This window comes from Pseudogemmobacter faecipullorum (assembly GCF_020539525.1).
Lineage (GTDB): Bacteria > Pseudomonadota > Alphaproteobacteria > Rhodobacterales > Rhodobacteraceae > Pseudogemmobacter > Pseudogemmobacter faecipullorum.
Genome location: NZ_JACDXX010000010.1, coordinates 45,613 through 67,971 on the forward strand (window position 1 = coordinate 45,613; position 22,359 = coordinate 67,971).

The 22,359-nt window shown below is 66.3% G+C and carries 5 protein-coding genes; all 5 read right to left on the reverse strand.

Annotated features, from left to right (window positions below):
- Nucleotides 1-148 precede the first annotated feature (148 nt).
- The 5 genes from H0485_RS11945 to H0485_RS11965 all read right to left on the reverse strand — a co-directional run bounded on the left by H0485_RS11945 (nucleotide 149) and on the right by H0485_RS11965 (nucleotide 22,062).
- Nucleotides 149-17,368, reverse strand: a complete 17,220-nt coding sequence (locus H0485_RS11945; protein ID WP_226935827.1) for a leukotoxin LktA family filamentous adhesin — start codon at nucleotides 17,366-17,368, stop codon at nucleotides 149-151.
- A 122-nt stretch (nucleotides 17,369-17,490) separates the two neighbouring features.
- Nucleotides 17,491-18,075 (reverse strand): invasion associated locus B family protein, encoded by a 585-nt coding sequence (locus tag H0485_RS11950; RefSeq protein WP_226935829.1) that lies wholly within the window; start codon nucleotides 18,073-18,075, stop codon nucleotides 17,491-17,493.
- 39 nt (nucleotides 18,076-18,114) lie between these two features.
- Complete coding sequence (locus tag H0485_RS11955; RefSeq protein WP_226935831.1) at nucleotides 18,115-19,626, reverse strand: ShlB/FhaC/HecB family hemolysin secretion/activation protein; 1,512 nt, start codon at nucleotides 19,624-19,626, stop codon at nucleotides 18,115-18,117.
- Nucleotides 19,623-20,063 (reverse strand): invasion associated locus B family protein, encoded by a 441-nt coding sequence (locus tag H0485_RS11960; protein WP_226935834.1) that lies wholly within the window; start codon nucleotides 20,061-20,063, stop codon nucleotides 19,623-19,625. Before H0485_RS11960 ends, H0485_RS11955 begins: the two co-directional genes overlap by 4 nt.
- Before the next feature lie 271 nt (nucleotides 20,064-20,334).
- The gene (locus H0485_RS11965; RefSeq protein WP_226935836.1) at nucleotides 20,335-22,062 is read right to left on the reverse strand and encodes a hypothetical protein; all 1,728 of its coding nucleotides are present in this window, start codon (nucleotides 22,060-22,062) and stop codon (nucleotides 20,335-20,337) included.
- Nucleotides 22,063-22,359 lie beyond the last annotated feature (297 nt).

Genomic DNA, 22,359 nt, shown 5'->3' on the forward strand with positions numbered 1-22,359 from the left:
GCGGCGCAGAGGACAGGAAGGGGCCGGTCGGCCAGTGCCCGGCAGGATCAGCGCCCTGCTCCGACAGCTTTGCACAGATCAACCAATGGGCGAAGTAAAAATGGCGGGACAGAGCCCGCCATTTTCAGGTTTGCAGCAACAGGGCGGCTCAGCCCTGCTTTGTCGCCGTCACCAGCGCGCCAAGGATCAGCGGCACCCGGTCGAGGCCGCGACGGAAGTCCGGCCAGTGCGGAGCAAGGCGGAACTGCAGCAGCGGCTGCTGATCGCCGGTCCGCGTGCCCTCATTGCCAAGCTCTGACAGGCTGCGCAGATTATACACCCCGGCGAGGCCGAGACGCTCGACCAGACCGCGCGCGGTCTCTTCGACCAGCACTTCGGTGCCATTGAGCATGAAGCCTGCGCGGCGGGTTTCCAGCGCCAGCACCGGAGCGGCGCTGACATCGGGGCCCTCTCCGAGCACGAAGCTCAGCCGCACATCCGCGGGCACCCACAGCTCGAGCTGGAACCTGCCATCGATCCCCGAGAAGTTCCGGCTGATCCGCAGGCTCTCTTCGCCGCGCCAGATGCCCTGATCAAGCTGAACATCCTGATCACCGAACTCGACCCGGTTGCCGCGATGGATCAGCACCGCATCCTGGCTGACCGGCCCGTTGAAGGTGATCGAGCTCTGATCGCGCAGATTATAGTCGAGGCCCGCGCGCAGATCGTCGATGCTGCCCGCAGTCGGATCGCCGACCGGCTGGCTGACCACGGTTTCAATGCGGACCACCGGGCCCACATTATCGCCATTGTCACGCACCGTCGCATCGATATGCCCATCCGGCTGCAGCGTGGTCAGGATGGCGTCGACAGAGTCAGAGGTTATCTGCACCTCCCCGCCCCGCGCCAGCCCCAGACGGACAGAGCCCTCTGCGGTCACATCGATCAGCCGCGCCGCCTCCAGATCATGGCGGCCATAGGCCGGCTGCGCCGACAGGCCAAAGCCCGCCTGATCGGCGCCGGTCACAGAACCGACCCCGATCGCGGTGACGCTGACATCGCCCGCGGCGGTCAGATGCACCAGATCGCGGCCCTGCAGCGCCCCCGCCGTCAGATCGCCCTGCGTCGTGGACAGCCGCAGTTCGGTACCGGCGATGGCATAGCGGATGTTCAGCCCGCTGTCGCTGCTCAGATCCACCCTGCCCGAGGCATAGGCGGTCAGGCTGCCGAGGGTTGCGCCGGTGATCTGGCCGCTGCCGCCCGCCAGCCCGCCGATATTGCCGCCAAGGGCAAAGAGCTGCAGCTCGCCCGCCGTGACCGGTGCGGCCCCGATCAGGAGATTGCGCTTCGCCGTCATCACCACCTGCGAGGCCCGCAGGCTGCCGCCCAGCGTCAGATCGTTCAGCACCAGCAGATCCAGCACCCGACCTGCGCCGAGCGCCTCGGTCAGCAGATCACCCGCATCCGTCACATGCAGCTCGCCCCCGACCGTGCCGGTCAGGATGCTGATCGCGGTCTCCAGACGGTCGGCGCCCGCGCCGACATCGCCCGCCGCCGTCAGACGCAGCCGCGAGCCGGTGACATCGGTGCCGGTCGCTGCCGCCAGATCCAGCGCCGCGCGCAGATCGAGATGCAGATCCTCGGCGCCGAAGCGGATCACATCCGCCCCGACCAGCGCCAGATCGCCAAAGGCGGTCAGTGTGCCGCCGCTCGCCAGATCCATCGCCGCCAGCCGCGCGTCGGTCGTCAACCCGGCATTCAGCGCGCCAAGTGTCGTCGTCAGGCGGATCAGGCCGGTGCTGCCGGTCTGGCTGATCTGCAGCGGCGCGGCCAGCGTGCCAACCCCGGCCGCCGTCAGCGTCAGATCGGCAGCGCTCAGATGGCCGCTGGCCTGCGGGCCCTCGACGCTGAGATCGCCGGCGACATTCACCTCCAGCGCACCGGGCGTCACCACCCGGCCAGCCAGCGCCAGATCATTATCAGCGGTGATCGAGATATCGCCGCTGGCCTCTACAGCCGCGATCCGGGCCTCTTCATAAAGCGCCACCCGCAGATCGCCGCTCAGCGCCGCCAGGTTCAGCGTGCCAAGGCTGCCGTCCGTGCCGCGTTCCAGCTCCATCCCCAGGGCCTGGGTCAGGGTGCCGATCGAGCTGCCCGAAAGCAGGATATTGCGGGCGATGACCCGGGGCGTCGCGCTGCTGAAAGCATCGGTGATCGCGCCGCTGGCCCGCAGATCGACAGTGGCCCGCGAATAGACCTCGGCAAGGCTCAGTCCGCCGGTGGCATCGAGCCGGATATCGCCTTCGGCGCGCAGGTTGGCAACGCCGCCCGCGCCCACCGCCACGCTCAGGCGGCGCTCCGCCGTGCCCAGGCTGCCTTCGGCGCTTTCCAGCACCAGATTGCCCGCGCTGCGGATGTCGGTGCCACTGGCAAGGGTGCCGGTGATGGCTTCTTTGGCGCGCAGAGTGACGCCGCCCTGCCCGCTGACCGAGCCCAGACGCAGCCCCTTATCGGTGCCGATCAGGATATTGCGGCCCGCAGTCTGCGAACTGACGTTCAGCACGCCATCATTCAGCCCGGTGACCGGATTGAGCCCGCCCAGCATGGTGATGTTCAGATCATCAAAGCGGCGCAGGCGGATCAGCCCGGTCTGGGCATCCTGGCTGACGTTATGCGCCAGGGTACGGCTCAGCAGCAGCAGCTCCTCGTTGCTCAAGGGCCCGGTCAGATCCAGCACGACATCGTCCAGATCCTGGCCGACGCCATCGCGGGCGATCAGGGTGATGCTGCCAAAGGCCGTGACATTGCTGCCCTCATTATCATCCTGGCTGGAGGTGGTGCGGCGCACCACATCGGCCGAGATCGAACGCAGCATCTGCGCCTGGTCGAACAGCGCCGCCCCGGCAATCCGGTCGCGCTCGGTGCTATCAGCCTGATAGCGGTACCCGGCAGCATAGCCGGTCTCGGTATCGAAGCTGCGCCAGAAGGCCTGGCGGCTTGCGGTCCAGTCGGCGATTTCCGCCTCGAAATCATCGGTGCTCAGACCGCGGTCCAGCAGGACCTGGCGCTGCGCCTCCCAGGCGGCCAGGGTTTCGGCATCCGGGGTGAAATCGGCGGGCAGTGCTCCGGCAGCCTCGCGCGCGATCCAGTAGTCGCGGTACATCCGCTCGCGCTCGGCCTCATAGGCGGCGATCATCGCCTCGGTCCGGGCGCCGTCTTCGGTCAGCCCCAGCTCGTTGCGCCAGATCTCCACCAGCTCCTCATTGGTGCGGAAATCGCTTTTCGCATCATTCAGCCCGTCGAGGATCGCGCCATCAGGCGCCCGCAGCGTGACATTGCCGGCCTGCGAGCTGACCGCTGCCACCCGCATATCGCCCGCGGTCTCGGTCACATCAATATGGCCCGAGGCCGTGGCCGAAAGCCGTCCTGCGCCCTGCAGATCGATGCGCAGGCTTTCCGTCCGGCCGATCTGGCCGGTGGCCGATTTCAGCGTGATATCGCCGCCACGGATCACCGTCCCGGCCTGCTGCACCAGATCGCCCCGGGCGGAAAGCGTGATCGCCCCCACCGAAGCGACCTGCGCATCCGAGCGCGAGGTGGTGATATTGCCAACCCTGAGATCGCCACGGGCCGAAGCCAGATGGATCGAATCCGCCGCCGAGGCGGTCACCGCCTGGCCCTCGGCCAGCGCGAGGCTCAGCGCCTGGCCTGCGGTGCCGATGCTGCCCTGAGCGGCGCTGAAGCTCATGCCCTGGCCCGAAAGCACCACATTGCTGTTGCCTGCGGTGATCGAGCCCTGGCTGGAGGTCACCTGCGAGGTGCCGCCATAATTGTTGACGATGCCGCCGAAGATCACCGAACCGGCGGTGTTGATATTGATGGTCTGCGCCCCGGCAATGGCATCCGAGCCGCTGAACACGATGTCGATGGCGTAATCCGCCTTCACCCGGTGGTTGAACTGCTCAACCGTGGTATGGGTTTCGGTCCAGGTGTAGTGGCGATAGCCCGAGCCGAGCTTATACCATTTGACCGAGTCATGCGTCTTCTTCTCGGCGCTCTTATTGGTCTCGCTGCGGTCCAGCAATTTGCCTTCCACTGCATAGGCGTAATCCGCCCCGCCAAGGCTGCCGCTGAGATAGGGGGCCTGGGCCACCACGGTGACCGAAGGCACGGTCTCATTGGTGACCTTGGTCACAGTATTCTCGCGGTCGACCACGCCGCCGACCAGGATCAGCTCCTCGCGGCGTTTGGTCACCACGGTGGTGGTTTCGGTCACATTGGTGAAGATATAGTCGCGATCCGCCTTGGTGGCATAGCTGTACTGACGGGCATCCCCGGCATTGCGGGTATATTCCGTCAGCCGCAGCTGCTGGCCGACCGGCAGCGAATAGTCATAATCCCAGAGCGAGATCTTGCCGGTGGCGCCTTTGGCCACGCCATTGGCATCCAGCTCGCCGCCGATCATGATCCGGCCCAGTTCCATTGCATAGCGCGAGCCGCTGTTCACCGTCACCGCGCTGAAGCCGTCCAGCACCTCGATCTTGCCATTGCCGGTCGAGAAAATGTCACCAACGATCGTGACATCGCCGCCAAGCGCCTCGATATCGGCAACCACGATGCGCTTCGCCACCGGATCCCAGGAAATCGCAGCATTGCTGCGGATATAGGCCAGGGCCGAATCGAGGCCCTTCCCGGTCAGCGGATCATAGAGCAGAATATTCGACGCACCGCCGAGACCCTGCAGCACCTGATCCAGCCCGGCGCCCAAGCTGATATCATAGGCGCCCACCCCGGCCCGGATGGTGCTGTTAACATTCACCATATCGGCCGAGATGAAGATGCTGGAATTGGCATAGATCCCGCCGGTCTGGCTGGCCTCGGCCGGACGGAAAGCCGGGATCACCAGGCTGCCGGTGCGGTAGGTCTTCGTGCTGCCGACGCTGCCCGAACGCACCGCGCTGCGGATTGAATTCTCGACCCGGGTGAAATAGGCGCCGTAGCTGTCTTCCGGGTTGGCACCGCTGGTCGAGCGCACGCCCGGGCGGTATTCCATCGAGACCGAGCGCGCGCCTGCCACATGGATCTCGCTGGCCCGCATCTCGCGGTAGATCGAGATATCCTTGCCCGAAGACCAGACCTGGCCGCCGAGGTTGAACACATCACCCTGATGCAGCAACCGCCCGTTGGCCGTGCCGGCCTCGACGCGGATCACCGGCTTCGCCGGATCGGTTTCAGCGCTGACCATGGTCAGGCTCTGTGCGCTGCCGCCGTTGGAAAGCCCGGCCAGCATGGCGCTGTCGGTCACCCGGGTGCCGTTAAAGCTGATGGTGCCGCCGGCGTAATTCTCAATCGTCAGATTGCCGACCGCCAGGGTGGCGGTGCTGCCCTGGGTGGCTTTCACCTCGATCAGCGCATCGCCCGGGGCCACCAGATCGCCATTGCCCGAGACATGGGTGCCGCGCAGATGGATATTGCCCGCCGAGGCGCGGATATCGCCCACGGTGATCTGCACCCGGCTGGCATCGCCACGGATCTCGTCGATCGCCGCCAGCAGGCGCCCGCGTTCCATGGTCCAGGCGGCTTTGGCGATCTCATTCGAGGCAAAGGCCGGATCATTCAGCCAGCCATTAACCTCGGCCAGACGCTCGCTCAGCGCTTTGGTGGCGGCGCTGCCGGTGCCCTTGTCCCAGTCGGTCTGGGCATGGGCCAGCGCATCATCGGCATAATCACCGTAATGGGCATTATTATCGGCATCAAAATACAGCACCTGGATATTGCGTGCCCCGGCACGCAGATTGCCGTTCAGCACGAGCCCATGATTGCCTTTATCGGTCGAGCTGCCCGATTTGATATCGAGCGAGACCGGATCCCCGCCGAAGATCCCCGAGATCGCCGAAGCAATCTCGGCCAGGACCTGGCGGTAAAGGTCAGTGCCGCGGCCAAAGCCACGCACCAGCCGGTCGCCGCCCTCGGCCGCCACGATAATATCGCGCACCGCCTTGACGTCGGCCCCGGCATCGATCTGCACGCGCGAGATGTCCTTCGCGATGGCATCCGCATCCGGCTTGGTCACGATCGGCGCGGCGGTCTTGTTGTAAAGCCGGGTCTCGGCCTGCAGATCGAAGCCCTGCAGCTGGCCCCGCACATAGCCCGCCAGCAACGCCACATCCTGTTCGGCAAACAGTCTGGCCCCCGCACCGATAGTGACCAGCGCGTTGCCGGTGAAATCGGCCAGGCTATTGCCCGAAGCTGCCCCCGCCAGACCGGTGGTCGAGACATTGGCATAGGCGAGGATCTTCACCTGATTGCCCGCCGAGAGCCGCAGCCCGGCCCCCGAGTAAAGCTCGGCATTTTTGATGCTGAGGATCGCGTCTGAGCGCTCGGCAATCACCTTCAGATCGGCTTTCGGAATGGCGATACCGCCATCGGCATGCAGCTCTGCACGTTCCAGAATGTTGTAATCATTATAAGCTGCCAGCGAGAAGACGGAATCCAGCCCTCCCGCGCCGCCCATCTCCATGATCGCGCCGTCATTCACCGTGAAGCGGTTATCGACATTGCTGCGCAGGGTCGAGGCCACGGCCGCGCCGCCCGCCAGACCGCCCGAGCCGCCATAGATCGTCGCCTTGCCATCCAGCGCGCCGCTGGTGATGCCGGTGGCCGAGGCCAGATCGGCACTGCGCTGCGCGCCGATGAAGGCGCCGGTGCCGATCTGCATGTCCTGGCTGATGGTGACGCGGGCCTTCTGCCGCGCCCCCGAGGCACCGGCCAGATTGGCGGTGGTCGAGCTGACATAGGTCAGCAGATCCGGCCGGGTCGCGGTCAGCATCGACAGATCGCGCGCCGAAAGAGTGAAGGCCCCGGTCCGGGTTCCGAACAGCGCCGAGGTGGCGAGCTGGGCATTGGTTTCGGCTTCGGCAGCCGAGCCGGCGAACAGCCCCTGCGATCCGGCCGAGACCCGGGTGGTATAGCCCGGCGCGTTCAGCGTGGTGATCTGCACCTTATCGCGCGCCAGCAGCAGATCTCCGGTTTTCAGCCCGTCGAGCTCCAGACTGACCCGGCCCTCCTGGCCCGCTGCCTGTCCGGCAAAGGCGGTGACCGCCCCGGCGGCGACCACGCCACCGGCCTTACCGTCGCCGCGCGCGTCAAAGCGCAGGTTTTCGGCCATGGTCTGAATGGTCAGATCGCCAGCCGAAGCGACAAAATCACCGCGCAGACTGGCCGAGACCAGATAGCCGCCGGTGGCGGTGGCATCCGCGCCGCCGCCCGCCCCGATGCCGCCCGCCGAAGAGCTGGCGCTGGCCGAGGCCCCCTTGCCGCGCAAAGCAGTGTCGATCAGGATCGACGAGGCGCGGATCACCCCCTGGAAATCGGCGGTAACTTTGGCCGAAAGCTCGGCTTTGGCCAGTGATACCCCGGCCGCCACCGCGCCCAGGGCCTTGCCCGTGGCCGTGGCGCTGACATCGGGATTGGCCTCGGTGACCAGCTGCACCTCACCGCCGGTGATGGTGACGCCAAGCGCCGTGGTCTCGGTGACCGAGGCCGCCCTGGCACGGGCATCCACCCCGTTCAGACCGTAATAGACCCCGCCCGCCCCGGCCTCGGCCGTGACCGATTGCCGGGTGACGCTGCGGCTGGTGATCTTCACCGCGCCGCCCAAAAGGCTGGTTTGCTGGCCGGTTTTGCCGATCTCGACCCTGACCTTGCCGGTGTCGCTGACATGGGCCACTGCGGCGCCGATGCCGACCATGCCGCCCAGGGCATAGTTCTGAATCTCCAGCCGGGCCGCCAGATCGCGCAAAGCCGAGATTTCCAGCCCCTCGCCGCTGCCTGCGGCATTGCCGCCGCTCAGCTGGCTGCCGCCACCGACCACAACCCCGGCCGAGCCGGTGGTCTCGACCCGCGCCACGCCAACCGCCAGCGCCGCCAGGCCACCGCCCGCCAGCGTATGGGCCACCGCATGCACGCCCTGCGCCCCCTGGCCCTCATGGGCCGAAAGCTGCAGCTTCTTGCCTGCGCTCAGCACGCTGTTCTGGCCAACCGATACCAGGGCCCCCGCCCCGGCATGGATCAGCCCGGTGCCGCTCGCGGCGCCGGCAAAGCCGCCCACGCCCAGGGCGCCGGTGCTCTGCCGCACATCGGTCAGGCTGGTGGCGGCCAGCCGCACATCGCCCGCGCCGCTGATGCGGGCATTCTCGCCGATCACCACCCGGGCGCTGTCGGCACCAAGCGCGCCGTCCAGGTTCAGCCCGCTTGAGCGCGCCAGGCCATCGGCCTGGGCATCACCCGCCCCGGCCGCTTTGGCCAGGGCATCAGCATTGCTGTCACCACTGCCCGCCAGCGCAGAACGGGTCTCGGCCAGCGCCGAATCCTTGGCCTTGCGCTCATCCTCATTCTCCGAGGCCAGCGTGCCGCCGATATCGACCGAGCCGACCGCCGCGGTGATCCCCAGCAGCCCGGCTGCCGAACCCGCCGCCACGCCCATGGTGATATTGCGCGACGAGGTGGCGGTCAGCGCCACATTGCCCCCCGATTGCAGCACGACATTGCGCCCGATACTGACCTCAGCCGCAGTCTGGAAGCGCTGCAGATCGACCGCAATCCCCACCGCCGCCAGCCCGGCGGCGCTGATCGCGCCGGTCTGGGTGGTGCTGGTCACCCGGTCACTGGCGCCGATTGCCAGATCGCCCTTGCTCTCCAGGGTCTGATCGGCGTCGATCTCCACCCGGGCCGAGGATCCTGCGATCAGGGTCTGCGCCACGACGGTGACGCCGCCCAGCAGGCCGCCCGCGCCGCCGATCGTGTCGGCGGTGATACGCAGCTCGTTATCGGCCTTCATCGAAATCGCGCCGCCGCTCAGCAGATTGCTGTCGAGCAGCACCGTCTCGGGGCCGGTCATCGCCTCATTGGCGACATCGCCCCGCAGGCTGCCAACCCGGATCCGGGCATCGCTGTCGGTCTGGGTCACCGAAACCGCACCGCTGCCGCCAACCGCGGCGGCGCTGAAGGCGCCGGTCTTGGCAGAGTTCACCGCCAGGGTTTTCGCGCTGACGCTGAGATTGCCACCGCTGCCGCTGCTGCGCGGCAACAGATCGGTGCCCAACAGATCGACGCTGGATTTCGCGGCAAAGAACCGCGTGCTGACAGTCGAGGCCCCGGCCCCCACGCCTGCCGCCGCGCCCGCCGTGGCGCCGCCGATCCGGTTTTCGCTCAGCGAAGACAGGATCACATCCTTATTCGCACCAAGCACCGCGCCCGCCAGACGCAGCTTCGATTCGTTCTCAGCCACCACGACCGAAATGGCCGCGCCGCCCGCCCCCAGACCGGCCGCAACCGCGCCGACATGGGCATTTATCTCGGAATGGCTGTCAGCCGTGATCACCGTATTCTGCGCGGCATGTCCGGCCTCGGTTGAGCCGGCATCATAGCCCAGTTCGGCACGCATTTCGGCATCGGCCTGTTCATTCAGCGCGACCCGGCCGGTCGAATGGCCGTTCTCGTCCAGATCACCGATTTTCACCGAGGCCAGATCCTGCAGCACCACGGTCGAGATCGCCCCGGTGCCCGCCCCGATCCCGGTGGCGGCCATCACCGTATAGCTGTTCACATCGGCCCGGCTGTCGGCGCTGATGGTCAGGCCGCGCGGCGCCGTAACACCGAGACGACCGTCGACCCCCAGGGCCGCCAGACGCGAGCGGTCGCCGATCCGGGTTTCGGCCTTGCCCTTGAAGACATTGACCGCCACCGCAGCGCCTGCGCCCGCCAGCCCGCCTGCCGCCACGCCGCCGCTGATCGCGCCCGCTTTATCGGCATCGCCACCATCAATGGTGACATAGGCCGCCAGATCCGAGGTCACCTCCAGATTGCCACGCGCCAGCAGATCGGCCCCGGTCAGCTGGGTGATGACTTCGGATTTCGAATTATTGGCAATCGCGGTGCCAACCACCGCCACCGCACCGGCCGAAAGCCCCACCGCCAGACCGCCAAAGCCGGCGGTGGCGCTGCTCTCGATCACGCCATGACCGCCCAGTCGGGCGGTCAGCCCGTCATGCTGCGAAGTGACCTTGACCCCTGCGGTATTGATCGAGGTGGCCAGGCCGATCCCGGCGAAACCGCCGCTCAGCACGCCGGAATAGGCGGTGAAATACCGGTCGCCCCGGGTGATGATGTCCAGATCACGGGCAAAAATGCTGGTATTGGTGCTGCCGTTCGACACTTTGCCGGCGCCGACATTGACCACGATCGCGCCGCTCAGTCCCGCTCCGGCGGAGACGCCCGCGCTGGCCGCCGAGCTGGTCACATCGAGATCTGAGGTAGCGCTGAGCGTCACTTTGCCCGCGCGGGTCAAATCGGCAATGCCGGTCTCGCGGGTGTCGAAGGCCACATTCGACACCGCCGTCGCCACGCTGTCATTGATATAGCTGACCGAGATGGCCGCCGCGACCCCGGCGGCGCCGCCAAGCGCCAGGACGCCGCCGATACTGTCGACCTCGCCGGTCTGGGTCGCCGCCACGGTGACATTCCCGGCATTGGTCGCGAGCGTCGCGCCATTGCCCTTCAGCTCGGCCAGGAGGCCGCGCTGCATCACATTGACATTGATCGCCCCGGCCACCCCGGCCGAGCCACCGCCGCCAAATGCATAGGCATGGGTATTGATGGTGCCGGTCTGCAAAGCCAGAACCGAGACGCTGCCGGTCAGGCTGCGGCCCTGGGCCAGCTCCAGCCCGGCTTTGGTGGCGCCAAACATCAGATTGACCGTCACACCCGCGCCAACCCCGGCGGCGCCGCCAGCGGCGGCCGAGCCCGCCAGCGAGGCGATGCTGGCCTTATCCTCGGCGCGCACCAGGATGGTGCCGAATTCGCCCGCCTTCTGCAGCCGCAGCCTGGCCTCGGTCACATCATCGGCGATGCGGTTATTGGCGCTGCTCAACGAGCCATCCAACCGGCCATCGCCCGCCGCCGCAGCATTGGTGCTCAGCTGCGACAGAATATCGGATTTCGCCGCATTGGCATCCGCCCGGGCACTGTCGGTGCTGCTGCCCTGACCCTCGCCCGCGGCAGTGTCAAAGCGATGAGCCTCGGACAGGCCCTCGACATTGCTTTCGCGCCCGATCATCGAGAAGACCAGCGAGGCACCGACACCGGCGCCGCTGCCGCCGCCGACCCCGATGGCCGCCGCCTTGATCGCGCCTTCTTTATAGGCGCTCACGCTCAGATCGCCCGAGCGGGTCAGATGGCTGGCATCCAGCCCGGCATAGGTGGTGTCATGGATCATCGCCAGTGAGACCGCCGCCCCCACGCCGGCGCCCCCGGCGCCGATGCCGGCCGCACCGCCAAGGATGTCGATCCTGCTCTTGTTCGAGGCATTGACGGTGATATTGCCCGCGGTCTCGACATTGGTGTCGAGCGTCGCTTCGGTGCGATTACCGATATCGCCCACCGCCGCCGAAACCCCGACGCCGCTGCCGCTGCCGCCCGCCACCGTGGCGCCGATGGCGGCGATGGTCGCCGAATTGGTCGCCGAGGCGCTCAGATCCGGCGCGCCCTGACCGGTATAGCCATAGCTGCCCCTGGCATAGGTGTCTTGGGCGATCACATTGGCCGCAATCGCCACGCCGACGCCCGCCCCGCCGGTGCCCACGGCGGCATTGCCCGCCAGCACCTTGATCGACTGATTATCGGTGGCCAGCTGGCTGACGCTTGCCGCCTCGCGGATGGTGCCGCCGGTAATATCAGCGCGGGTGCTGCCGGTGATCACATTGACCGAAACCGAGCCCGCCACTGCCGAGCCGGTCGAGGCACCGATGGCCACCGAGGCCGAGCGGATCTTGCCTTCGGCCTCGGCCTTCACCGTCACCGCCGAGGCGGTGATATCGCTGTTGGTGATCTGGCTGGTGGTGTCATTGCCAAGGATCAGGTTGACCGCCAGCGCCGCCCCCGCCGCGCCCTTGCCGCCCGCCGCCGCCGCCCCGGCGATGCTCTGAATATTGCGCTTCGAGGTCGAAACCGCGCTGAAATCACCGGCGCCGCGCACCGTGCTGCCGCTCATGCGGATACCGGCATCGGCCACGATGGTATTGACGGTGATGCCCGCGCCAATCGCCGTGCCATCCAGCCCCGCCGCCCCGGCGACGCCCAGGCTGCGGATCTTGCTGTTGCCTTTGGCAAAGAGCTCGATCGTGGCCGCTGCATAGGGATCGGGATTTTCCGGCGTCGCTTCGGGCACCAGCCCCTCCAGCACCGCATTCTCGATCTGCACCAGCGTCTTGCCGGTGATGACATTGACCGCGCCGGCGGCGCCGACAGCATTTTGCCGCCCGAAGGCCAGCGCCCCGGCCAAGGCCCAGATCTGCGCCTCATCCTCGGCATTGATCCTGATGCTCTGCAGCGCGCTCAGCCTGACCGGGGTGGGGCCCGTGTCGCCGATCTCAACCTTGGCATCGGCGATGATGGTATTGACCGAAACCGAACCCGCCGCACCGGTCTTGCCCACGCCTGCCGAAATGCCAAAGCCATAAAGCCTGGCGGCAAAGCTGGCGTCCAGCGCGATAGACTCGGCGCGCAGCGCAGCCCCGTTGCGCAGCCGCACCCGCACATCGCGGTTGTAATTGTTCGAGCCGACCCCGAGGCCGAAGCCCAGCCCCTGGTCCATGCTCATATTGACCGCGACCGCACCACCGACCGCCAGCTGCCAGGAGCGGTCCTGGGCCAGCAGATCGATGGATTTCCCGGCCTGCAGGAAAGCGCCGTTCACATCGATCAGGGTATCGCCGTTCAGCAGGTTCATCGCCACCGAACCCGCAATGGCCTTATCGCCCTTCGAGGTGCCCGCGCCGCCGACCGCCACATTGATGGTGCGGCTGTCGTCTTCGGCATTCACCGTGACATCGCCTTCGGTCGAGGTGATGGCCCCGCCCAGTTTCACCGTGACATCGCGGAAGCCGAGCGTAACGCTCAGCGCGCCTGCCAGGGCATCGGCCTCATTCTGGGTCTGCAAAGCGGCAGAGATCGCGCCACTGCCGGCGATGGTCAGCCCCTCATTGCGGGCCGAAATCGCCAGATTGCCTTTGCTGGCCAGCCGCGCCCCGCCCGCCACTTCGGCCGTGGTGTGATTAGAGCGGATGATATTGGCCACGCCCGAGCCCGCCAGCGACAGGCCGGTTTTCTTCGAGCCGATCTCGGATGTCTCAGCCGTGTTGAGATCATTGAAGATGTCATAGGCTTCCATCAGCTGCATCTTGGCGATGACATCTGCCCCGACCAGCGGGTTGAGCGACATCAGAATATTATCGCCATTCGGATCGGGATCGGCGGGCGGGGCGGCGGTCTCGGCGGTGACCGCGCCTGCGGCGGCGATGCCGATATCAATTGCGTTGTTCAGTGCCTCGATGCTGGCCGTGCCCCCGGCCGTCACATAGCCCAGGCCATCCGCCGTCTCGCCGGGGCGGAAGCCGATGCCGGCGTGAACGTCGCGTTCCATATAATTGACGATCACCGCGCCACCGACGGCGGTGGCGGGCTTGCCGCTGCCGCCCGAGGAGGCGCCCGACAGCCCGGCGGCAACCGCCCAGTTGATGGTCTCGTCGCGGGCCTCGATCTTCAGATCGCGCGCCAGATTGATCCGGGCATTGCCCGAGACCAGCGCGGTGGTGGTCTTCAGCGTGACATTGGCGCCCAGGGACAGGCTGATGCCCTTCTCGCGCCCTCCCCGCCCGGCATAGACCAGCTGGCCCATGAAGCGGTCGTTCAGCGCCGTGACCTTCAGGTCGCGGGCAGTGATCTGCGCCTTACCCACCGTGGCGCCGATGCTGCCGCGGTTCACCTCGGCCCCCAGCGTGCCGCCAAGCGCGGTGGCCGGGCCGTCATTGAAGGGGTTCTTGGTCGGCAGATAATTATTGCCAAAGATCATCGCCGATTGCTCAACGGCATTGACCACCACATCGCCCGCGGTCGAGATCACCGCCCCGTCAAGAATGCGCGCCTGGGTATTGGCATTTGTCATGAAGGCATTGAGCGACAGGCCCATAGCGCGGTCCTGCGCCGCATCATCATGCGGCTCGCCGGGCACCGCGGCCTTCGGCGACCGTGTCCCGGCTGCCATCACCCCCGAGGTGGGGGTCAGCAGCGACTGCAGATAGTCGGTCAGGGCCGGAATTTCCGGCTGGGTGTCCAGCACCTCGGCCGCCTGGCCCGGCACATCGGAATCGCTGTCGCTGGTGGCATCCGACAGGGCCTGGGCGGGCAGGCCCTTCAGGGTCGCCAGCTTTTCGGCATAGTCTTTCCACTGCTGCACACTGTCCCACAGCCCCATCAGCGAATCCGACAGCGAGCCCAGATCGGTCTTCGCCTCGACCGTGACGTTGCCGCCCTGGATATTGCCGCCGAGTTCCGCCACGGTATCGCTGCCCAGATAGCTGAGCGCCCCGGCGGCGAAAATGCCGTCAGTATGCTGGCCGATCAGCTGGTCATAGCTCAGGCCAAGCGCCGCGGCCTTGCCCTTGAGCAGCAGGCCGAAATCGCCCATCCGCGACACGGTGCGGCGCACCGGCCCCGACAAGGCGGTGGTGGTGCGATAATCCAGCGAGGCGCGCAGATTCAGCGCCTCGACCGATGGCAGGGTGACACTGCCGGGGGTGGCAAAGGCACGGTAGCTGCCATCGCCCTGCAGATCGTGATAGCCGCCATTCAGCGAAACATAGGTGTCGTCCTGGAAGGCATTGACATCAATGGCGAAACCCAGACCCAGCGTCTTGGGGCTGGACTCCGGGTTCATCCCCAGCTTGCGCTTGATGGTTTTGGTCAGATCAGAGATCAGCGGCTCGACATGCGGGTTCTTGGTCACCACGGCGGTGGTGGGATTATTCTCGCTGACCGTGGCCTCGGTGTCGCGGCTGTTCGACAGATAGACCGTCTGCGCGGTCAGATCGATGCCCTCGGCTGCGTGCAATCCGCCGCTCAGCCGGTCTGAACCCGCGCCCGGGCGTACGTTCACCGCCACTTCTGTATGGTTTTTGCTCAGCCCGATATTGAGCGCCACCGCCAGCCAGTCGCTGTCACCGGCATTGGCCGAGACGGCCGTGTCATGGCTGCGCACGGTTTTCGCCTCAAAGATCGCGCGTTTTCCGGCGCTGATCTTCCTGGCATCGACCAGGAGCTGGTTCTCGACCTCCTGCAAGGTGATGTTCAGGCCCAAAGTCAGACCGCCGATTTTGGCGGCCTTGAAATCCACCGTCATGGCATCGCGCACCGTCGAGCGCAGCGCCAGATCGCGCGCCGAGCGGATCTCGCTGTCGCCGGTGATGCGCACCGAGGCCTGGGTCTTGCTATAGGCGCCAAGCGCCGAGAGCGGCACCGGCAGCAGGCCGCCCGGTTTGGTCTCGACCATGGTTTCGGCATGGGCGCGGATATAGACATCCTCGCCGATCTGGCCGGGGGCCGTGCCCTCGGTCTGCGGCGCGGTCCAGTCGGCGGGCAGGGTCAGCCGTTTGCTGCCCAGAATGGCCGGGGCGCGCAGATCCCAGACATCCGAGACCAGGCCATCGGCGGTGATGCTGGCATCGCCCAGCCGCTCGCCCGTCGCCCAGTTGGTCTTGCCGACGGTGCGGTTGCCCTCCAGCGGGCCACGGCTGCCGTCGGAGACCAGGGTGCTGTCGGTGATCGTCACATTGGCTTTGGCCGAATTGACCGGCACATTGACCACCAGCTGCGCGGCCAGGGCCTTGAGCGCCGCGAAAGAGGCATTCTGCGCCGCATCAGCCCCGGCATCGATCAGATCGCTCAGCAGCGTGCTCAGCTCCGAGGTGGTGATCTCCTGCGCCGGGATATCGCCATTGGCGGGAATGGTGATGGTCTGGCTGCCGAAGCCGTTGAAGAAGGCCTCCTGCAGCCGCGCCAGATGCTCGGCACTGTCGAGCATCGCCTCCTGGTCATCGAGATTGGTGCCGGTGCCCGCCCGGGCCACCGCATAGACCACCACCGCACCGCCCTGCAGCGTGGCGCCGGTCAGGGTGATTTTGGCCTCGGCATCACGCACCGAGATCGGCCAGGCCTGGTCGATATTGCTGTGCTCGGCGATCAGCGCGATCAGCCCCGAACCGCCGGTTGCCCGGGTGTCGATACTGCCGCCGTTCATCGAGATCCGGCGCCCCTTGACGATGACATCGCCGCCCGAGGTGGTCAGGCTGCCATCAATATCAATCGCCTCGCCCTCGGCGATGACCTGGGCCCCTCGGGTGGCAAAGCCGCCCAGAATCCGGATCTGCTCCCCCTCCAGCATCACCGTGCCACCGGCCTCGCCGCCCAGCACGCCTGCCGTGCCGCTCCGGTCCTGCCCCAGGGTCAGCTGATCGGCGCCGAGCCAGACCAGCCCGCCCTGGCCCTTAACTTCCAGCTTCACCGCATTCTCGGCCAGCAGGCTGTCTTCGGCGAACATGATGATATAGCTGCTGCGGCTGTCGCCCGTGGCCCCGGCCAGCAGGGACTGATTGGGCCCGTCGGTCTTCAGCGTGATCGACTTCGCCGTGGCGGTGATCGCCGCGCCGCCCGCCGTGCCATTGCTGGCGCTGACACTGCCGCCCAGCTCCATCGAGCCTTTGGATTTCAGGCTGACCACGCCATCGCGGATCACCACGCCTGCCGCGCGCTCCAGATTGCCGGTATTGACCGCAGTAACCGGCAATCCGCTGTCGGTGCCGCCCGCGCCCGAAACGCTGACCTGGCCATTGAGCAAAAGCCGCGCCCCGGCGCGCAGGCTGAGCGCACGGGCCTGGATCGAGCCCAGGATCTCGATCGAGCCCTCACCCAGCGGCTCTTCGCCCTGGTCGATATCCTCAAGATGGCTGTCAAAGGATTTCAGATGCGGCCCCGGGCCAAGGCTCGCAACCATGCCATCGCGGAATTCCGGCGTCGGCGTGGTCACCACCAGCCGCCCGGCATTGACCGAGCCATTCGCCCCCAGCACGAAACCGCCGGGGGTGACGAAATAGACATCGCCGCCAATCGCCGTGGCACCGTAGCGGAAGCTCGACACATTGCCGTCAATCGCCACCCCGGCGGCACCATTCATGATGTTGATGATACGGTCCGAGCTCTGGTTGAGGCGGAAATTCACATCACCATTCGCGCTCAGATCGAACTGGTCATAGACCATGACATCGCTCGAGCCGTGCTGCTTGCCGGTGATGTCGAATATATCGCGCCCGCCACTGACCGAGCTGCTGATCCCGCCGTGATAGCCATCTGCCCCCTGAATGGTGCTGATCGGCTCCGCCCAGGCCGGGGCGACCTGCGCCGAAATCACCGAAACGATGGCCAGCGCCGAGACGCCGCGATGCAATACCGCGCGCAGGCCGGGAACCAGAGCGGGGCGGTTGTGCTGGGCAATGGTCATCGCAAACTCCGGATCGGCAGGATCAAAAAGGACAGTCAGATCAAATTCATCAGATCGCCACGCCCCGAAATGAGGGGCTGCGGCCAACTGGCCCCGGCCTGTGGCGACCGGGGCCGGTAAGGTTACTCGGCCTCGTCAGCCGGCAGCTGGGCGCGCAGCGCCGCCACGCCTTCGGTGAATCGCGACATTTCGACATTAACGATCAGCGGCTCGCCATCGGCATCCATCCGGTAGCCAAACAGCACCGAATCCACGCCGCTCAGCGTCTCCAGCTCGGCCTCGTCCAGCCCGGTGGCCGCCTCGCAGACCCCGCCGAGGCAGCGCTGCCAGACCATTTCGCGCTGCGGCAGCTCTTCATTACCGGCAATGCGGTACACCGCCCCGCCCGGCAGATAGACGCCCTGCGGCACCTGGGCGAAGAGCAGCGCCCCATCCTTGACCGGCAGCGCCACCAGCCGCACCACCAGCTCGCCGCTGTCTTTCAGCGTCAGCTCCTGGGTCAGACGGCAGACCGAACGCTTCACGCTCAGCGCTTCGCAATTCACCAGCCACGAGCCGAAGGCGGTGTAATTCGCCAGATCCGCCGAAGGGGCAGCGGGCGGTGCGGCTTCGGCATCCTGAGCCTGTGCCATCGGCGCAAAGGCCAGGGCCGAAACAAGGGCAGCGCCGGCGGTAAGGCGGCTCAGAGAGGGGAAGGTGAAGGACATAGGTAGTCTCCTGCAGGCTCGTATAAGGGGCGGGGCGGCTTAAAAACTGGCGGAAAGACCAAGAAGGGCGACGGGCTTGCGCCCCTCGGTAAATCCGGTGGTCTCGCGAAGCGGGGCACCGATCAGCGCATGCAGCGCATAGCGGTCATCAAGGGTGAAAGTGGCGCCGATCCCGGCCGAGAGCAGCCGGTCAGCCGCGGTGCTGCGCGAGCCCGTGCTGGCCGAACTGCGCAGCATCGCCGCATCGACAAAGGCATAGGGCTGGATGCCCAGCCGGTCGTCAAAGAAACTGTAGGGATCAAGGCGCACCAGCTGCAGCCGGAGCGCGATGGCCTCGGGCGCGGCGCGGACATCCGAGGGATAGCCGCGCAGGATCTCGGTGCCGCCAACCCCGAACTGGCGCGCCACCGGCAGATGCAGCTTGCTGGCCAGCTGGGCATCGACCGCTGCGGTCAGGGCAAAGCCCTGGCTGATGCGGCGATTGGCAAAGCCGGTTAGCTGCAGCACGCCATAGCCGCCATCGGTCAGCGAACTGCCGGCGCTCTGCGCCTGGCCGGCGCGCAGCCGGGCGCTGCCGCCCAGCTCCATCAAGGGCAGGGTGCGCCGATAGCTCAGCTCGGCAGTGATCTCATTGAGGGTGGTATCGGCGAATTGCACCCCCGAGATCGTGGAATCGGTCCGGTCATGGGTCATGCCAAAAGTGGCGTAAAGCGAGCGGTCATGCGCCATGCTGACCGGCAGCCGGTAGCCCAGCGAAAAGCCCATACTATCCGAGACGATCTGCACATCCGAGAACACGCCGCCGATCACCTGGGAATTCGATCCATGCAGGCCCAAGACCAGCCGCCCGCCATTCGGCCCGACCGGGCGGTCATAGCTGACCGCCGCCGACCAGGCCCCGTCGCTGCGGGTCACATTCAGCCCCAGCCGGTCACGCCAGCCGGTCAGGCTGCTCCATTGCGCGGTACCATGCAGCCGCGCCTTGCCGGTATCGGCCCGGCCGTGATTGTCGAGCGTGAAGGCATAGCGCAGCGCTTTGGGCTCATTGCCAGTGACAACCACCCGGGTGCCGCCGCCCTGCGCACCTGGGGCAAAATCGAGGCCCGGCGCCAGATCATGGCTCAGCGCCAGCACCCGCAGATCGCGCTCAAGCCGGGCGTAATCGGGCTTTTCCCCCTCGCGCAGGCTCAGCGCCCGGCGGAAAAACTCTGGCCGGGTGGTGCCGTTCGAGCGGATATCGATCTGCTCGACCCTGGCCTCGACCAGATCGACGCGCAGCACGCCATCAACAATATCCTGCGCCGGCAGCACGGCTTCGGCGGTGGGCACGCCCGCTGCGGCGTAAAGCGCCTGCAGATGCGCCATCATCTGCTCAAGATCACCAAAGGTCAGCGGCCGGTTCAGATAGCCCGCGGTCACCCCGGCCAGATCCTCCGCCGTAAGATAGCTCGAAGCCGGGGTATCAATGCGCTTCAGGGTAAAGGCCGGCTCTTCGGCCCGGGCCGGCAGGGACAAGAGCAAAGCGAAAGCGAAAGCAATTGGTCGGATCATGGCTGGCCTTCCCGGGCAGCTGCGGTGATGCCGGATAAAGAGACCGGCAGCTCTGCCGGCGGCTCTCCGGCGGCGGGACGGTAAAGCAGCGACAGCTGCTCGCCACGGCGCAGGCCGCGCCATTCGGCAGCAGTGAGCGCCCGGCTGGCCTCGCACAGACCTTCGCGGCAACGCAGATAGTCCAGCCGCTGCTCGGGCCCGCCATCGAGGCTGTAGAATGCGCCTGAGGCCAGATGCACCCCTTCGGGCAGCAAAAGCTGCAGCACCGCCGTCTCATCACGCAAATCGATGCGCAAAAGCGCCAGCGGCTGGCCGCCCGGGCTGAGCAGGCTTTGCGACAGCACACAGCCCCCCGCCGCGCCACAATCGCGCTGCCACAGCGGGCCGGTCTCTGCCAATGCCAGAGCGCCGGACAAAAGCCCGGAGATCGCTGCCACAACAGCAGCTGTCTGACGCAGAACGGATGCCAAAGGCCTGTAACTCCACTATTTACAACCCTGACCCTACATCCCCGCCCCCCCGCTTCCCATTCCCCCAATCGAGGGCATCCAAAGGGAGGTATCCGATCCGGAGCGCTGCACCCGCCCCGGCGCCGCATGCCCTGCTCTGCAGATATCAGAGGACAGCCCGGAGCCGGGCGGGTCTGCCGGGCCTGGGGATAACGGGCCTGGCTGGCCGCGCGGACAGGGAGCGGGCAATGCCGCCCGGTTAACCCCCAGCCGGGCGCGTTACCCGAAACAGCAGAAACTGCGGCGGCACGCCCGACTCAGGCTCAAGCCAGAGCGGGGCGTGTTCGTTTTGCAGATCTGCCGCGAAAGGCCTGTCGCCAACGTTTTCTGAGCGACAGATCAGGACATAACCAACCGGCAGCCTTGCAATGAGCGCCAGCATTTCAGGCTCAGAGACAAAGGGATCATAGCCGTTCCAGAAGTTCACACCGCTGCGGTGATAGGGGACGGCGGTAATGCTGTGATGGGTTTCAAGCAACAGCGGCATACCCAGTGTGGTGCTGCTGGCGATCAGCGCGGGCGGATAGCGGTCAAGCCATTGCAGCCCGCCCCGCTGCAGACAGGAGCCCTGGCTCCGGACCACGGCCTTTGGTTTGCTGCGCACAGCAGGATCCGGCAGCATCTCGCGGGGCAGCCGCATGGCCCAGGCGGGGAAGAACCCGGCGATGACCACCGCAAGCAATGCCAGCAGGCTGAGCAGCCTCTGGCCGTTCTGCCACATCACGAGCAGGCGCGCGGCAATGAAACCGCCAAGGAAGGGGAAAGCAGACACCGCCATGTTCATAGCGCGGAACTGCTTCAGACTGCCAAAGACCCCCAGAGCAGCGATCCCCAGACACAGGATCAGCATCCAGCGCTGACTCTGGCTCATCTCGCGCCAGGCCAGTACACCCAGGCCCCCGGCTCCCAGCATACCAACGAGAAGTGGCAGCATCACCAGGTCGAAAACTTCCCCCTTTTCGAGAAAGACGCCAGGAGCCGGCTGGGTGTCGAAAATACGCAGCGGGATCAGCGCGCGGGCCTCGGCCGTCATATCGCTGTAAGGACCGGCAAGGCAGGGTGCGAGCAAAGGCGAGGCCAGGGCAAAGCCCAGAGCCACCGCCCCCAGCATGATCAGGATCACCGGCCCGGCCCGCAAGCCACACGCCGCTGCCCTGACCCCCAGAAGCGAGGCCAGGCTGCCGGTCATCACCACCAAAAGGACGGGGGGCGCCAGCTCATCACAATAGCCCGCCAGCCATTCTTCAGGGGCCGTCTGGCCGATCATCAGCAACGGCAGCAAGATCGCAGCACTGATCACGAAAGCACTTAGCCAGGGACGCATGGCGCTGTCCCCACAAGCCAGCCGCAGACCGGCAGTAAACCAGATCAGCAGCATCGGTGGCAGCATTTCAAGCCCGGCCGAAAGCGAAAGGCCAAACCCGCAGGCAGCAAAAACCCCGGCGCGCAGTCCAGCGCGGTGATCCTTCTGCGGCACACCAAAGGCAAAGAGCATCACACTGCAGCCCAGGATCTGTACATTATGGTGGTCGATCCGCCCGGCGGTGAACTCGCCATGGGCCAGCTTCGCCCAGAACAGGGTACAGATCATGGCCGCGATGCCACCGGCAGCCCCCAGCAGACGCCGCGTGCCCAGCCCGCTGAGCGCTATCAGCAGCCCATACAACAGGCCCGGCCAGAGGATCATGGTTATCGTTTCCGCCGCTTCCTGCGGCAAAAGCCGCGACAGCGGCAGCAGGAAGACGGCAAGCCCGGCATCGATATAGCGCGACCAGTGCAGCGACACGCCATCGGCCAGCATACGGTGCTGAACGTAATCGAACCAGCCCTGGCCATCAAGCCAGTCGCGCAGCATAGCAAGGCGCAGCATGTCGTCCGCATCGCGATGGTAAACCTCCAGGCTCAGCCCGTCTCTGATCAGCCGCAACGCCATAAGAGTCAGCAGAATCCAGAACAGGCGACGAAAAATGCGGTCAGATACGCCGGGGGCTGGGAAGTCCTGGGGCAAAGCTTCGGCTCCGTTTCTGTTCTGCCCCTGCTTGCGCAGAGATCGGGGCACAAACAAGACGCTCAGATGGCCAAAGTTTCCCGCCCTCTCCACTGACACCTGCTGCTCAGCGCTGGGAGGACCTTTCCCTGAAACACATAAGGCAGCCTTCTGCCCGGAAGATCGCCATGCCCCCCGGATCAGGGCCTTCTCCGGCGAGACTTTCCCTGCGGTTCA